Source organism: Peribacillus simplex, from assembly GCF_001578185.1.
GTDB lineage: Bacteria > Bacillota > Bacilli > Bacillales > DSM-1321 > Peribacillus > Peribacillus simplex_A.
Genome location: NZ_CP011009.1, coordinates 104896 through 120542 on the forward strand (window position 1 = coordinate 104896; position 15647 = coordinate 120542).

The 15647-nt window shown below is 35.7% G+C and carries 13 protein-coding genes and 1 pseudogene; 1 reads left to right on the forward strand and 13 read right to left on the reverse strand.

Annotated features, from left to right (window positions below; genetic code table 11):
- Positions 1–25: 25 nt before the first annotated feature.
- The 6 genes and pseudogenes from nikD to UP17_RS25580 form a co-directional block, all read right to left on the reverse strand.
- Positions 26–853: a nickel import ATP-binding protein NikD gene (nikD, locus tag UP17_RS25550; RefSeq protein ID WP_061466421.1), complete on the reverse strand. Its 828-nt coding sequence runs from the start codon at positions 851–853 to the stop codon at positions 26–28.
- An 18-nt stretch (positions 854–871) separates the two neighbouring features.
- Positions 872–1702 (reverse strand): nickel ABC transporter permease subunit NikC, encoded by an 831-nt coding sequence (gene nikC / locus UP17_RS25555; RefSeq protein WP_061466422.1) that lies wholly within the window; start codon positions 1700–1702, stop codon positions 872–874.
- Complete coding sequence (nikB, locus tag UP17_RS25560) at positions 1699–2643, reverse strand: nickel ABC transporter permease subunit NikB (protein WP_061466423.1); 945 nt, start codon at positions 2641–2643, stop codon at positions 1699–1701. The genes nikC and nikB overlap by 4 nt, the downstream gene beginning before the upstream one ends.
- 20 nt (positions 2644–2663) lie before the next feature.
- Complete coding sequence (gene nikA, locus UP17_RS25565) at positions 2664–4286, reverse strand: nickel ABC transporter substrate-binding protein (protein WP_061466424.1); 1623 nt, start codon at positions 4284–4286, stop codon at positions 2664–2666.
- A gap of 415 nt (positions 4287–4701) precedes the next feature.
- Positions 4702–5852, reverse strand: a pseudogene (locus tag UP17_RS28135) (IS3 family transposase).
- A 35-nt stretch (positions 5853–5887) separates the two neighbouring features.
- A complete protein-coding gene (locus tag UP17_RS25580) occupies positions 5888–6079 on the reverse strand; it encodes a hypothetical protein (protein ID WP_061466426.1) in 192 nt (63 codons plus the stop codon).
- A 551-nt stretch (positions 6080–6630) separates the two neighbouring features.
- On the opposite strand from UP17_RS25580, the gene UP17_RS25585 reads away from it, so the two are divergent.
- On the forward strand, positions 6631–8529 hold the full coding sequence (locus UP17_RS25585; protein WP_061466506.1) for a lectin-like domain-containing protein: 1899 nt from the start codon (positions 6631–6633) through the stop codon (positions 8527–8529).
- Between the two features lie 284 nt (positions 8530–8813).
- Here the strand turns inward: UP17_RS25585 and ltrA are convergent, their stop codons facing one another.
- The 7 genes from ltrA to UP17_RS25615 all read right to left on the reverse strand — a co-directional run bounded on the left by ltrA (position 8814) and on the right by UP17_RS25615 (position 15604).
- Entirely contained in the window at positions 8814–10142 is a 1329-nt protein-coding gene (ltrA, locus tag UP17_RS25590; RefSeq protein WP_061461610.1) for a group II intron reverse transcriptase/maturase, read from the reverse strand.
- A gap of 535 nt (positions 10143–10677) precedes the next feature.
- Entirely contained in the window at positions 10678–11769 is a 1092-nt protein-coding gene (locus UP17_RS25595; RefSeq protein WP_061466427.1) for a DUF4030 domain-containing protein, read from the reverse strand.
- A complete protein-coding gene (locus UP17_RS25600; RefSeq protein WP_061466428.1) occupies positions 11759–12337 on the reverse strand; it encodes an RNA polymerase sigma factor in 579 nt (192 codons plus the stop codon). The genes UP17_RS25595 and UP17_RS25600 overlap by 11 nt, the downstream gene beginning before the upstream one ends.
- 314 nt (positions 12338–12651) lie before the next feature.
- Positions 12652–13326, reverse strand: a complete 675-nt coding sequence (locus tag UP17_RS25605; RefSeq protein WP_061466429.1) for a VanZ family protein — start codon at positions 13324–13326, stop codon at positions 12652–12654.
- Between the two features lie 220 nt (positions 13327–13546).
- Complete coding sequence (locus UP17_RS28140; protein ID WP_155727559.1) at positions 13547–13717, reverse strand: CapE family protein; 171 nt, start codon at positions 13715–13717, stop codon at positions 13547–13549.
- Between the two features lie 19 nt (positions 13718–13736).
- Positions 13737–15299 (reverse strand): gamma-glutamyltransferase family protein, encoded by a 1563-nt coding sequence (locus tag UP17_RS25610; protein ID WP_061466430.1) that lies wholly within the window; start codon positions 15297–15299, stop codon positions 13737–13739.
- On the reverse strand, positions 15296–15604 hold the full coding sequence (locus UP17_RS25615) for a hypothetical protein (protein ID WP_061466431.1): 309 nt from the start codon (positions 15602–15604) through the stop codon (positions 15296–15298). The genes UP17_RS25610 and UP17_RS25615 overlap by 4 nt, the downstream gene beginning before the upstream one ends.
- Positions 15605–15647 lie beyond the last annotated feature (43 nt).

Genomic DNA, 15647 nt, shown 5'->3' on the forward strand with positions numbered 1-15647 from the left:
CCCCTCAAAGAATGCAATCCATATATCACAACATATGGGTGATAGGTTCTTCATGATTTAAGATAAGGCGGGAATTTAGCAGTTTCTTTGTATACTCATGCTGCGGATTATCAAATAATTCAAATACATTTGCAGTTTCTACCATTCTGCCATGTTGCATGACGACTACATCATCTGCCATTTCAGAAATGACTCCCAGATCATGAGAAATGAGTAAAATGGATGTTCCATATTCAGAACGAACTTTATCCAAGTGACGAAGTACTTGTAATTGGTTATGAACGTCGAGTGCAGTTGTCGGCTCATCAGCAATAATAACGGAAGGATTTAAACATGCGGCCATCGCAATCATCACGCGTTGAAGCATACCTCCACTCAATTGAAAAGGATAGCTTTTTAATAGTTTCGCGGGATCTGGCAGGTTTACATTTTGCATCGCATCGATGGCAAGCTCTTTTGCTTGTTTTTTATCCAATGAGGTATGAGACCTAATCGTTTCGATAAATTGATTGCCAATTGTAAAAACAGGCGTAAATGAATTCATCGGATTTTGCATAATAAAAGCAATATCCTTGCCACGAATTTCACGTATTTCTTTATCGTCTAAACCATTCAATTCTCGTCCTTGGAGTGTAATGCTACCTTCAATCGTCGTTGTTTTCCGATCAAGAAGCTGCAGAATGGACATACTCGTAACGGTTTTACCACTCCCACTTTCCCCAACAAGACCAAGTACCTTCCCTTTTTCCAGTTCAAAATTAATATCCTGAACGATGGTGGAAGCACCATCTTTTGTTCGTACCTGTACATGTAGATCGCTCACTTTTAATACATTCGATCGTTCTGTTCTCAATCTTCTCATTCCTTTTTATTAACGACGTTTGACTCCAAAACGTTCTGATAGCGCTTCGCCTAATAAATTAAAGGTGACAACAACGAGCATAATCATCAAACCTGGATATAGCATTAATTCTGGATTCGCCCGAATATACGATTTCCCTTCATTAATCATTGCTCCCCATTCTGGTGTAGGGGATTGCACACCTAAACCTAGAAAAGACATGGCGGATATATCCATGATGGCCCAGCCCATTTCTAATGTACCCATAACAGCGAGTGGAGGGAGAACATTTGGAACAATATGTTTCTTTATTATCTTCCATTGAGAAGAACCACTTATTTTAGCTGCCACTATATAGTTTTGTTCTTTCAGACTAAGTACCATACCTCGAAAAATTCTCGCGTAATACACCCATTGCACAAGCATCAATGCTAAGATGACTTGTTTAAGGCCAGGTCCCAATATACCAACAAGTCCAAGAATGAGCAAGAGATTAGGAAATGCCATAACACCATCACAAAGTCTCATTAGCACCTGGTCCACCCATCCACCTTTATAACCAGCAATGGTTCCAACAATCAAACCTAATCCTAAAGATGAAATAAAGATTAATGTGGCAAATCCTAACGAAATGCGGGCTCCATATAAGATGCGTGATAACGTGCATCTTCCTAAATAATCAGTTCCCAATGGATACTCAAAGGAAGAGGGCTGCAGTTTATTAGCTAAATTGACAGCAATAGGATCATTTGGTGCAATCCAAGGAGCCAAGATCGTGATGATAAATAGGAAGCTCAATATTATCGAACAAAGGACAATCACTTTCTGACTTCTCATCATAATGCGAAGACTTGTTATCATTGATGTTGCCCTCCTTTTCTGGAGATGCGCGGGTCGATAAACATTTGAATAAGGTCAACAATCAAGTTGCTAATAATGAATAGTCCCGCTGCTAAAAGCACATAGCATTGAATGACAGGAACATCCCGGTTAAAAATAGCTTCAATAAAATAACGACCAAATCCGGGCCAGGAAAAGACCGCTTCGACGATAATGGTTCCAGTCAGTAGCTTTCCTAAATTCATCCCTAGTCCAGTAATCATAGGGGATATGGCTATTCTCAATACATGTTTTCCCATAATGACTTTTTCATGAACCCCTCTTGTGCGAGTAAAAAGGATATAAGGTTCCTGTAAATTTTCAAGAACGCTAGCACGTAATAATCGAGTATACAGGGCTATTAATGGCAAAGCTAAAGTAACGGAAGGGAGAACCAAATGTTTCCAAGTCCCGATCCCTTCAACGGGGAATAGGTCGAGTTTAACAGAAAAGAAAAAGATCAATAAATAACCAAGCCAAAAAGAGGGGATGGATGCCCCGAAAAAAGAGAGAAGTCGACTAAAATGGTCAATACCACTGTTTTTCTTTATGCCTGCCAAAAAACCAAGAGGAACACTGACCAGGACCGCTAATATGATGCTACCTAAAGCTAACTGAATGGTCGCTGGCATTCGATAGGTTACCTCGTCCCAAACAGGTTTATTCGAAACATAAGATATGCCAAAATCAAATTGGCATATCTTAATGATAGAGTTTACATATTGAACATAGAGAGGTTGATCTAAGCCAAACTCATGTCTTTTCAGAGCCAACATCTCATCTGTGGGCTGGATATGTGCTGCCGATAAATATGCCTCGGCTGGGTCCACGGGTGAAAGGTGAATCATTCCAAACGTTAGAAGGATGGCCAAAATAAAGATGGGAATAATGGCCATAATTCGTTTCAAGATATAAGTGCCCATGAAAACCCTCCTGTAACTTACTACTCGATGCTAATTCCTGTGAATGGATGTTCATCCCGGTTAGCAGGGAATGTAAAATTAGATATATTTTTTTGATAAACAGCTATTTTCTTAATATAAGAAATAGGTACAATCGCTCCTTGGTCTTGTAATGATTCCAATATAGTTGAGTAAAGTTCTTGACGTTCCTTTTCATCTATTGTTTTAGGAACATCTGCAATTTGTTTTAACAACTTATCTCTGTTCGGATAAGATGAAATGGCCTCGTTAAATCCATATCCTTTTGAACCAACGATGTTTACGAAAGTATGGGGATCATATGGTGCGCCATAGTTACTAAAGAAATTCAATTCAAAATCATTAGCTTTAAATCTTTGTATTTGTACCGTAAGCTCAACTCCAACGATATTTAATTTAACACCTAGTGCCGCCCACTCAGATTGTAGTGTTTCCGCCATTGCTTTTTGAATTGATTCTGCAGAGTCGTACATTAACTCGATTTCAAGTGGTTTACCGTCTTTTTCACGAACGTTTTTTCCTTTTGGCAGCTTCCATCCTGCTTCATCTAATAAAGCTTTTGCTTTTTTAATATTATAATCAATCGGTGTTACATCAATGTCTGAAGCATAAGGGAAGTTTGTCGGTAAAATAAAATCTGCCTTCTCTTCCACCCCAGAAGTAACTCCGTCAACCATTGCTTTTTTATTAAATCCATATTGTAACGCTTGACGAACACGTAAATCTGATAGCTGTTCTTTCTTCGTATTCATAACTAGTTGTCTTGTCGCAACCGGATCAGAAATACTAGTCTTATAGCTACCTGTTTTTTCTAATTGTTTGAAAGTATCTAGACTGATAACGCCTTCACCATAAATAAGGTCTAAGTCACCTTTTTCAAAAGCAAGGACTCGGGTTTCAGCATCAGGAATGATCTTGATTTTTATTTTCTTTACTTTAGGGAGTTCACCCCAATAATTTTCATTACGTTTGAAAATAGCATATTCATCTGCTTTATATTCTTCCAAAATCCATGGACCTGTACCGACTGGTTTTGTAATACCTTTCGAAGTGTCACCATCTTTAGGGAATCCAGCATCACCTAAGAAACGGACTGGACGTACGACAGCTAACTCTTGAATAGTAGGATAATACGGCTCCTTTAATGTTAGTTTAAACGTATTTTGGTCAATTACTTCCGTATGATCTACTTTCGGAATAAACCCCAACCAACTATGTAAATCAACATTTTTCAATATAGCATCAAAGTTCTTTTTCACAATTTCAGCATTAAAGCTTGTACCGTCTGAAAACTTCACATCTTGACGTAGATTGAACGTATATTCCTTCCCATCCTTGGAAATTTCCCATGATTTTGCTAAATGCGGTTTCAGCTCGCCCCCATCTTGGTAGCTAACCAAAGGTTCATATACCATCGATTGAGCGAATAATTGAGAAGGATTATAGACATGCGGATTCAATTCACCTATATCCCTAGGCCAAGCAAAAGTAAGCATGTCTTTATTGTCTTTATTTGAAGTTGAATTTTCTTTTGATTCATTTGTACACCCAAGTAAAAGCGTTGATAAAATTAAAACGATTGCTGATATAAATAACACTTGTTTGCTGTTTCTTCTTTTTGACATAACATTGGTGCCTCCAGTACAATATTGAGAATCATTTTCAAGTGTAATGAGTAACTATATTATTGTCAATATAATGTCGAAATTCTCGAAAAATATAAATATGTCCATTTCTCCTGTTTATCCAACTACCCCTTTAGTTCTATAAGAAAAGGAGCTGTTTCCAGCCCCATATAGATGTAATGCACCCTTTTCGTTTAATTATGTGCTTGTTAGTAATCAGAAAGTTAACTAGTTATTTCCTTTAAGACTGTTTATTAAGAAATGAATAATGCCAACAATCAGAAAAATATAACCAAATCCAATTAACAATTCAGGATTATTCATTTGCGTAGTAAGCTCTTCTAATAGACCTTGAGCAAAACTTGAATAACCAATTGGATTTGAGTCAATATTTTAGACACTAAAAAGTTAAATCTTAAGCTGTATTCCTAATTCGATCTTCAATGGCTTGTGGGGTTTGATAGCCCAAGCTGCTGTGAATTCTTTTTCGGTTTTACCAACCTTCAATAAATTGGAACATCGCTAATTTAGCTGTTTGATAGTCTAGATATTGTACGTGGTTGACTTCTTCCTTTTTTAATAGGGCATGAAAGGATTCAATACAGGCATTATCGTACGGGCAACCTTTCTGACTAAAAGATTGCTTAATATGATAGTTTTGGATATGTTGAGTAAACTCACTGCTTGTATATTGTGAGCCAAGATCCGTATGAAGAACTAAGCCCTCCGGGGGCTTTTGTGATAAGTGTGCGTTATTGAAAGCTTTTATGACCAGTTCTGTCGTCATTGAACGAGAAAATGAATACCCTACTATTTTCTTAGAATGAAGGTCCAATACCGAAGCTAAATAACACCATCCGTCTTTTAACGTGTGGATATACGTAATATCTGCTACCCATTTCTCATTAATGGTTTAAGTAGTGAAGTCTCGTTTTAGCAAATTATACAATTGAATAACCTTTTCTTTAGATGGATAGGGACGGTGTTTTTTCTTGGTAATAGAACGAATTCTCGCCTTGCTCATTAAACGTTGAACACGCTTTAGACTGAGGGGAAACCCTTTGGTTAATAAGCTTTCATGAATCTTTGGAGCCCCACATCGTCCTTTGCTTTCCAGGTAAATAAGATGAATTTCCTTCGTTAGTTCTATGTTTTCCTGTTCGCGATTTGATACGACTATTTGAAGGGATTGATAATGGCTGCTTCTTGGGATTTCTAGTATTTCACACATCTTCTGTACGGGATATTGTTTCTTGTGTTCCTCAATAAATTCGGTAAGATCTGTCTCGGTTACTTTTTCGCGAATATGGCCATAGCCTTTTTTAAGATTTCAACTTCCTGCTTTAACCGAAGGTTTTCCTTCTGAATGGCGGCTAATCCCTTTGGAGTCATGGATTCTTCCCCTAAACCGATAGGAGTAAATTCTTTAATCCATTTATAAATGGTAACTTCTGATACGCCATATTCGCCGCTTAATTCTTTGACCGAATTACCCGAGTGATAAAGATCTACAATAGTTTTTTTGAATTCATTATTATATTTCTTACCTGTATTCTTACGTTTCAAGGCGGACACATCCTCTCAAAAATCATTGTAAGGACTTAACTAAAATGTGTCCATGAAACTATACTAACTCCAAAACCAAAGCTTAATAAACCAGCTATTATTGGTCCTAACCAAATTTTCTTATATAAATGAAATGCTAATATTCCTAATATCAACGCAAATAAAGGAAATATTAGATAAGTATAAACGTAAATACCCATCCCTATTTCATGAAAAAAATTTTCCATTTAATCTCTCCCTCTTTTTAATTCAATAATTAACTATTCTTGTCAAACGGTAAAATCCCTTTAAATTGAATTCCTTAATGAACTAAACTGCCCCGATAGTTCCATAATAAAAAGGCTGCCACAGCAACCCTCCCTATTGAAGTAAAGCACCCGTATTGAAGTAAAGTAACTGTTAGTTTAGTAAGGAATGTTAGTTTCCGGTTCCTTATTTAATTTCAATTTAATTTTTTATTTTAGTTACACCTCCTGAGAGGCGGGGATGGTGGCGGTTTTTTACCCGGCTCACTTGGAACTTCTGTAAAAATAGAAGTATCAAATGTCCCTATTTGAGTAATTTTTCCTAATTTTATATTTTTTGCCATTTTTTACAAAAAACATGTTATTATTCAAGTGTGCTTTTCCAAAATATGCTTTTAAAAGGAGTTAGGAAATGACATTTAATATTAAAGCGTAATTTTATTTCTCTACCCGTAAATTCTCCATGAAAAAGGATGAATTTTCGTAAAACATTCAAATAATCCTTTATGAAGGGAAGAAGGCCCATGGGAACTATGGATTCTAAATCTGTCGTGGAAAAAAAGGAGCAAAAAAGTCAATATCTTGATATTCGTGACATATGTAGCATAAATGGCTCTGCTAAATTTGACCCTAATACTAACATTACAACCTTAACAGAAGCAATAAATTCTCAAGCAGGTGCAATTGCTGGAAAAACTGCATTTGATATGAGACACGATTTTACTCTCGTAGCAGATATATACCTAGGATCTAAAGGCAGTGGAGCTGATGGTATTGCTATAGCGTTTCATAGAGGATCAATTGGTTTTATTGGTCAAATGGGCGGAGGCTTAGGGATTCTAGGAGCACCAAATGGGATAGGGTTTGAGATAGATACGTATTGGAAAGCCACTTCAGATGAAACAGGTGATTCATTTGGGCATGGACAAATGAATGGACCACATGCGGGATTTGTAAGTACAAATCGAAATACAAGCTACTTAACAGCCTTAGCGCCTATGCAAAGAATACCTGCACCGAATAGTAAGTGGAGGATTCTAACTATTAATTGGGATGCACGTAACAACAAGCTAACAGCAAGGCTTCAAGAGAAAAACAATGATGATACTACTAGATCTGCTAGTCCAAGATATCAAACATGGGAGTTATTAAATCCTGCATTTGATTTAAATCAGAAATACACTTTTGTTATCGGTTCAGCTACAGGGGCTGCTAATAACAAGCATCAGATCGGAGTTACTTTGTTTGAAGCATACTTTACAAAACCAACTATAGAGGCAAATCCTGTTGATATTGAAATAGGCACAGCATTTGATCCGTTAAACTATGAACCAATTGGACTTAAAGCAACTGATGAAATAGATGGAGATATAACAGATAAAATTACTGTAGAATTTAATAACGTAGATACATCTAAACCAGGTGCATATCGTGTCACATATAAAGTATTAAATAGTTATGAAGAAAGTGATGAAAAGACAATAGAAGTCGTAGTATATACGAAACCAACTATAGCTGCACATGATGTGGCGATTAAGAAAGACTTAGCATTTGATCCATTAAACTATGAACCAATTGAACTCAAAGCAACCGATCCAATAGATGGAGATATAACAGATAAAATTACTATAGAATCTAATAATGTTGATACCTCGAAACCGGGTAAATACCATGTCACATATAAAGTATTAAATAGTTATGAAAAAAGTGACGAAAATACAATAGAAGTTACTGTATATACAAAACCAACTATAGAGGCATATGATGTTGATATTGAAATAGGCACAGCATTTGATCCGTTAAACTATGAACCAATCGGACTCAAAGCAACCGATCCAATAGATGGAGATATATCAGATAAAGTTACTGTAGAATCTAATAATGTTGATACCTCAAAACCGGGTGAATACCATGTCACATATAAAGTATTAAATAGTTATGAAGAAAGTGACGAAAATACAATTATCGTTATGGTACCTGTTATTGATGATGGATGGGAGAATGGTGATCCGAAAGGATGGAAATTCTTCTCTGGTGAATCAATTACCCTAGAAGAAGATGAAGAAAATGCTCTAAATGGAAAATGGGTATTTTATTCAGATAAACATGTAGCCATATACAAACAAGTGGAATTGGAAAACAATATCTCTTATCAAATTACAATATATCTTAAACCAGAAGATGAAGGAACAGTGGCACACCATATTGTTAAAGTATCTTTAAAATCTGATCCTGCTAGTGGAGAAAGTCAAGAAATTCTAAATACAAGGTTACTTGGTGCGGAGCAAATACAAAAAGGATACAGAAAGTTAACAAGTAATCCATTTATACCAACAACAATTGAACCCTACAAAAAGCCAATAATAGTTATTGAAAACTTTTTAGCAGGATGGATAGGTGGAATTAAAATAATTGTAGAGCCTACAAAGTAAGAATTGTAAAATTTATTTAGTAATAGGCTTAGAAAACGTGCCTAAAAATATAAAAATTGGTTTTAATAAATATATTAAAAAAGAAGAAACACAGAGATTTATCACCTCTGTGTTTCTTCAAGTTTTCTCCCCCGTTAGCTCCATAAAAAAGAGCTGTCAAAGCAACTCCCTTATTGAAGTAGTCGAGTAGAAAGGAGCCTTCCTACCTTACGGTAAATTGTACTCCTCCCCCTCACAGAACCGTGCTTGCGCTATTAACGCACACGGCTCCTCCTAGTCATCGTTTACAGAAGGTAGCTAATCTCTTTTCTTAGTTCATAGATATTCACTTTGATTCTTGGTGAAGGCAGTGGATATTTACGGAGAAAGAGATTAAATTTATCCCATGTAAAGGACTTTCTTTGGCTTCTTCTGTTTAGCCATTTAAATAGTAAGTATTCGAGTCTCTCTTTGAAGCTGTTAACCATTTGTATGTTATCGGTCATACAATAATAGTTGTAATAACCTATGAGTGAGCGTTTAAATCTATCCATGATCGTATGAATATCTTTATTTCTATTAATCTTCAGCCATTCTTTAGATTCTTTTAGTTTACCTTGGACTTTCTTATTACTAGATTTCCGTTTCACTCGAAATTTCCCTTGTTTGCTTTTCCCGCAATAGTGAGTAAACCCTAGGAAATCAAAGGTATCCGGTTTATTACTCCCATCTCGCTTTGCATTATTTTCTGCAAACCTCCCAAAGGGTATAATTTTCGTTTTATCCTCGGCTATCTCTAAGTTAAACTTCTTCAATCTAAGCTTTACTGAATGGAAGAATTGCTGAGCTTCACTTTTATGTTGAAAACAACAAACAAAGTCATCTGCATATCTTACTATGTAGGCCTGCCCTTTACATTGTTTCCTAACCACTTTCTCAAACCATAAGTCGAGAACGTAATGGAGATATACATTCGCTAATATCGGAGATATTACTCCACCTTGCGGTGTACCGTTATCTGTTTTGTACTTCTTACCTTCCTCCATGTATCCACCTTTAAGAAACCTGCTGATTATTCTCTGTAGGTTAGGGTCGGAGACTCGGAGGTTCAAGAACTCCATCATCCACTTGTGGTCAACGTTGTCAAAGAAACCCTTGATATCTACATCCACTACATAACTTACTGATTTCTTTTCAATATAATGGTTTAGTATTTTCAGCGCATCATGGCAATTTCTATTAGGACGGAAACCAAATGAACAATCTAGGAAGTCATTTTCATAGATAGTATTTAGTATTTTTGTAATGCCTTTTTGTACAATTTTATCCTCATGTTCCGGTATCCCCAAAGGCCTTTTCTTGGTAGAATTGAGTTTTGGGATATACATCCTTCTTACTGGAACAGGGCGATAACTTTTGCTTTTAAGCCTACTTACTAAATCCTTTATATTTTCTTCCAAGTTTTCGCTGTATTGTTCTTTAGTCGTTCCGTTAACACCAGTCGCCTTTTTATTAGGTAGTTCATGATGACACTGTGTTAGCGATTGCTCATTTAATAAATGCGCAAGAGATGTAAATTTCATTTTAGGCTCGGATTTTGCTAATTCTGCTATCCTTAGTAGTTTTGTTTCCATTTATAATACCTACCTCTGTGTGTAGTAAATGTTTCCCTAGTAAGGGTGATAACTGGTAGCTAGCCTTCCCTCCATCGGCATTACCCAACTTCATTGGTACTACGCTGCTATCCGACTCCCTACACGGCATTTGGTTTCCTTACTTGTTATCGCTTGTACACCATACTCTTCAATAAAATAGAAAAGACCGGAAGGGTCTCCCGAGTTGCCGCATCATATCAATGTATAACGTGCCAAGGTCTCTGACTCCAGAGAGGCTTTATCCTTCTTGCCTTTAACGAAGAATAAAATGTAGCTTTCTGCTGCGCTTAAGGCATCAGCCCTCTCGATTTACTAACATTATGGAGCTCAATCCCTTCAACCATTTGGCTTTCGGCCCGTCACCTAACTGTCTACGCTTAAAGACTAACGTTACCATTAGCCCTCCAAGACTCGCTACGAGCGAATGGCTAATTCTTACTCGACGGGAATCCCACCCGCTATATGATACGACCTAGGCTCGGCCGCACAAGCACCCGTTAGTTGTTTAGAACCTTTAATTTAATTTTTTTCCCTTGTTACTATAAATATTGATCTCATATTGATCGTTTTTAATTATATTCCTGACTTTCTCTGAATGAAGATAATCCTGAACAGTTTCTTCAATGGCTTCAACAATCTTTTCTGAGTCCGTATCTGAAGCAGACAAAGTTGTCTCTATGGAAATAGGTAAATAATCGAATTTATTTGTATACCCTACCAGCTTCACTTTATATTCAGCTTTTGCGGTTAATCCATCAGAAATTGTGCTTACGATAGGCATCCATCTTCCTTCACGCTCTCTTTTCTGAGGATTAAACGTATAAACCTTTATTGAAAATTCATCGAACCCTTTCTGTTTTAATCTATCTCTAACTTGTTTTTTGATTTCTTCAATTCTCGATTCTGTTTTAGGTAATTCGAATTCAATTAACTCATCGCTAATTCCATTTCTTTGTCCTAGAGAGTTGTAACCATATTTTTGTAATACTTCCTCAACTATTTTATAAATTTTATGATATTGCTCTGATTCCTTCTTTTCTTCTGCAGTCGGCTCCTCCATAACTGGGGCTTTTGAAACTTTTACATCATAGGCATTATAATTTCTTGACTTCAATATATCTTTTATAAGATCTTCAACTTCTGATTTAACTTGATTATAATATTTATCTGTCCCAACTATCATTACACTAACTTCTCTTGGTTGAACCGAAACACCTAATCCGTCCCATTTATATCCCTTTCCATCAAGAGCCTCTTTAATTTCATCAATTACTGGCTTTTGCTCAGATTCGAATAACAAATTTAGATATGGAATTTTAGAAGCTATTTCTGCCATAGCAGGAGATACAAAAGCCGAACCAATGAAAAGACCAAAAGCTGCTGCAAGGGATAAGGAAAAAATAACTACCTTTTTCCTAAAAGTTGGTTCCTTCTTCTTTAAATCATTCTGAAAGGCATTCCACTCTATATCAATTTGTTCTTCTATTTCCTTATTTATTTGCCCTTCCACATAACGCTCTGGTAGTTCTTCGATAAATTTATCAAGAGTTGTTGGAACCTGTAACTGGTCCAATGAATGGATACTTTTTTCTTCTTTAGATCCCATTAGTCTTAACCTCCTGAGAGAAATTATTTCGTTTCCCCATTATTTCGGCCAACTTTTGTTTTCCTCTTTTCATTCTGGTTTTTACAGTATTCATATTTTCATTGAGAATGAGAGATATTTCCTTCACGGACAAATCTTCATAATAATGAAGTAAAAGTGGAATACTCTGTTCTCTTTTTAATTTCATGATATGACTAATCATTTCATTTTTATTTTCTTTTTGAATAGCGATTTGTTGAGCTGACTCGGTTTTCTCTATCATTTGTTCTTCATTATGATTATCTATATCAATATGTAAATGACGTTTGTTTTTTCTATATATGTCTATTGAACGTGAGTACACAATACGGAAAAACCATGCCTTAAAATTGGTCATTTCCTTATTTTTCATTATGCTAAGATAAGCCCCTTCTAGAGCGTTTTGAAGTGCATCTTCCGCATGTTCTTTAGATCGAAGTATAAGATAAGCTGTTTTATAAGCAGACGGCATCAAGTCCTTTACTAATAGACTAAACGCCTCTTTATCGCCCCTCCTAATTTTATTGACTAATTCTTGATCATTCTTCAAATGTGGGACCTCCCTTTTTTGCTGTACATATGTATAACGCTATGAACGATTATTCGGTTTCACTTTTTCAAATAAAGATAGGTTTTTGATATTTTACATAAAAAATTATTTTTACTCTTTGAAATAATTTGTACTGAGAAATGAATATTAAGAAGTTCCATTCATCAGTTTTAAACTTTTTGTTACTTATAAAAGCACTTAAAATGAATTTTAAGGTAATAATGTCACTTTTATTGAACTATCCTGCCCCGTTAGTGCCATAAGAAAAAGGCTGCCTCAGCAACCTTCATTATTGAAGTAAAGTAACTGTTAGTTTAGTAAGGAATGTCCGTTTCCGGTACCTTATTTAATTTCGATATGAATTTTTTATTCATAATTTTGAATAATATTACTCCAATAATCCCACTTAAAGAATTTAAGATAATATCATCTATATCTACTGATCTATATGCCTCACCATATTCAAAGCTGGTAGCTACATAATTTTGTAAAAATTGAAAACTCTCTATAAATAGAGAAGTAAAAAACGTAATATACATTGCCACAAATCCATTCTTACTAAGTTTAAAGGTTAATAAACAAAAAGTAAGAGGGGTTAATAAAATAAGATTACCAACTGTCTGTACAATTGTAACTGGTGCAACTGTTGCCCCGAATAAATTGTTAGAAATAGTATCAAACGGTATAAAGTTAATCTTAGTAATATCTATAAAAAAATCCCCAACATATTTTTGAGTGAAAAAATGATCAAAATTTATGTACGTAACTACGTTATGTAATAAATGCAAATACAATATGAAGAAAAATAATAAGCTTTTTAAGAATATGCCACCTCTTTGAGTTTTTCTTACAATCCACAAAGAAACGATTAAAATGAACAACCAATTCAATACTATATTTAGAATAACTTCCCCAGAACTAAATAAGTAAAATAAGTAGATAAGCGATGCTGCCAATATAAGACTCACTTCAGTATTAAAAAATTTCACTACATTCAATCCTTTCTCGCCGTAGTAGCAGATCACCTATATTCACTAACTTATTTTATCATTATTTAATTCGTATTTATCCAAATTTTTCATTTTTCCTTAATGAACTAAACTGCCCCGATAGTTCCATAAGCACCTGTTAGTTCTATAAAGGGGGTATCACCACATGCCCATCAAGGTAAGAAATCATAATACCCCCAGAACGAAAATTTTGTACATCTTACTCGTTTTTATCGTTTTGGGGTAACTCGTTATTGTTAGCTTGATGGCGATGTGGCTGTACCCCAATCGGAGATAATGTTGCTGGATGTTTTAGCAATCCAAGTCCAGCAACTACTCCTGCTATAATTGCAATTGGGCCAATTACTCCTACGATTTGTTTTACGATCATTATTCAATCCTCCATTATTTTATTTAGTATCTTTTTCCCATGAACCGTGACGCCGTAAGTCTGCGTCACCTTTAATCCTATTTTTCTTTAAATCTTTTACGAGCGCTTGAACGCCTCCATAGAACATTGGGTTATCATTAGTTTCCAAATCGTACCCATATGTTTTTAGCTGATCTTTTGTTTGTTCATTCAATTCAGCTTCTGAATAAAACTTATGCGACTCGAAAATCACTCGTTTGCTTTCAATGGATTTCTTAATTGATTGGTTATTTTCAAAATAGTTCCCCATTACTTGCATTAGCACTTGTGGAATTCGATTTCCACCCGGTGTACCGATGGCCATTATCCATTCGTCACCTTCTCGAATAATAGTTGGCGCTGTGAACGTTCTCGGGCGCTTTCCTTCTTCGATTTTATTAATTCCTTCACCGAACGTACTAAGCGTATTATTTAAAAAGAAACCATCTACATATTTACCGCTTCCGAAAAAGTTACTGAGTGTGTTCGTTGTAGAGACAACCGTTCCATCACCATCTATGACAACGAAGTGGGTTGTACTTTCGTGCTCTTCCACGTCACTAACTTTCGTTTTGTTAGCTTGGGTTTCATTAATTTGTTTAATTAATAAATTTACGTAGTGATCATCCACCCAGTCATCAGATGCTTGTTTAATAAATGATGGGTCAGCCATCTTTTTCAAACGATCTTGATACGCCACTTTCGAAATTTCACTGAGATAATGATAGAAAAGGCTTGGGTGTTTCTCTTTTAAACTCCAAACATCTTCTTTGTCGGCCATTTTCAACATTTGAATTAATGTTGCACCTGAAAACGGAGGAGGTGCGCTGATGATTTCATGCCCTTTATAAGTCGTCATTAAAGGCTTTCGTTCCACAGGCTTATACTCACGTAGATCACGTACTGAAATTTCTGTTTCACCCTGTATTTCATCTGCAATTTCACCTTTATAAAAAGCATTTGGTCCTTCTTCTTTGATGGTTTGCAACGTGTCTGCTAACTCCGACTGCTTTAAAGTATCACCAGTATCAATCGCTTTTCCATTTGAATAAAAGCTTTTTAGTTCTTGCTCATCAATGTTGCCGCTATACGATATGAGATGATCATGCAAATCTTGATCCACCGTAAAACCTTTTTCTGCATATCCAATAGCAGGATCAATTAACTCATTCATCGGCAACGTCCCATATTTGTGATGAATATAATCCATACCAGCGACGAATCCTGGTACACCTACTTCTTCACCTTTATCATCATTAGGTGCTACCTCTCGGTAATCAATAAATGTCGGAGAGGCATCGGCACGATCGATTAACATTCCTCCGCCTCCGCCAATTCCTGAGGCATAAGGTTCAACAACTCCAAGCGTATACGAAATCGCAATAGCAGCATCAACAGCTGTTCCCCCGTTTTTTAATACATCCATTCCAACTTTCGTTGCAAGCGGATCTGATGTACTAACCGCATATTCTTGTTTCGGAAACATGAATTGATAAGCATATACACCGACTACGAGTGAAAAGATGAGAATGGATGCGATTATTACGTTTCGTTTTTTCATCATCTTTCACCTCCTTCATGTACAGACCTACTGAAGTTCGTTTGAATATACTTCTTATTATTAACAGGCGTATCATTTGTTTGTTTATTTTTACGTTCTTTTGCTCGTTCCACAACGTGTGAGTGATCTAACTTAATTTCAAATTTATCTTTCTTTTGTTCTAAACGTGCTTCGTTTGATGCATATTTCGTTAAATCATTATAAAAAGATAAGTCAACCAAATACTTCTCTTTTAATGAATCAATATATCCTTCAAAATTAAAAGATACATATCGAATAGGTGTTACTGGTGTGAAAAAAGCTGGCATATTAAACCCTCCTTTAAATTTTTAAAGATGCGAAATTATCCAC

What these genes read in the sequence shown, in the direction of transcription:
- nikC (WP_061466422.1), bottom strand. Translation starts at nt 1,702, where the DNA reads ATGATAACAAGTCTTCGCATTATGATGAGAAGTCAGAAAGTGATTGTC.
- nikB (WP_061466423.1), bottom strand. Translation starts at nt 2,643, where the DNA reads ATGGGCACTTATATCTTGAAACGAATTATGGCCATTATTCCCATCTTT.
- nikA (WP_061466424.1), bottom strand. Translation starts at nt 4,286, where the DNA reads ATGTCAAAAAGAAGAAACAGCAAACAAGTGTTATTTATATCAGCAATC.
- UP17_RS25580 (WP_061466426.1), bottom strand. Translation starts at nt 6,079, where the DNA reads ATGGAAAATTTTTTTCATGAAATAGGGATGGGTATTTACGTTTATACT.
- UP17_RS25585 (WP_061466506.1), top strand. Translation starts at nt 6,631, where the DNA reads ATGGATTCTAAATCTGTCGTGGAAAAAAAGGAGCAAAAAAGTCAATAT.
- ltrA (WP_061461610.1), bottom strand. Translation starts at nt 10,142, where the DNA reads ATGGAAACAAAACTACTAAGGATAGCAGAATTAGCAAAATCCGAGCCT.
- UP17_RS25595 (WP_061466427.1), bottom strand. Translation starts at nt 11,769, where the DNA reads ATGGGATCTAAAGAAGAAAAAAGTATCCATTCATTGGACCAGTTACAG.
- UP17_RS28140 (WP_155727559.1), bottom strand. Translation starts at nt 13,717, where the DNA reads ATGATCGTAAAACAAATCGTAGGAGTAATTGGCCCAATTGCAATTATA.
- UP17_RS25610 (WP_061466430.1), bottom strand. Translation starts at nt 15,299, where the DNA reads ATGATGAAAAAACGAAACGTAATAATCGCATCCATTCTCATCTTTTCA.
- UP17_RS25615 (WP_061466431.1), bottom strand. Translation starts at nt 15,604, where the DNA reads ATGCCAGCTTTTTTCACACCAGTAACACCTATTCGATATGTATCTTTT.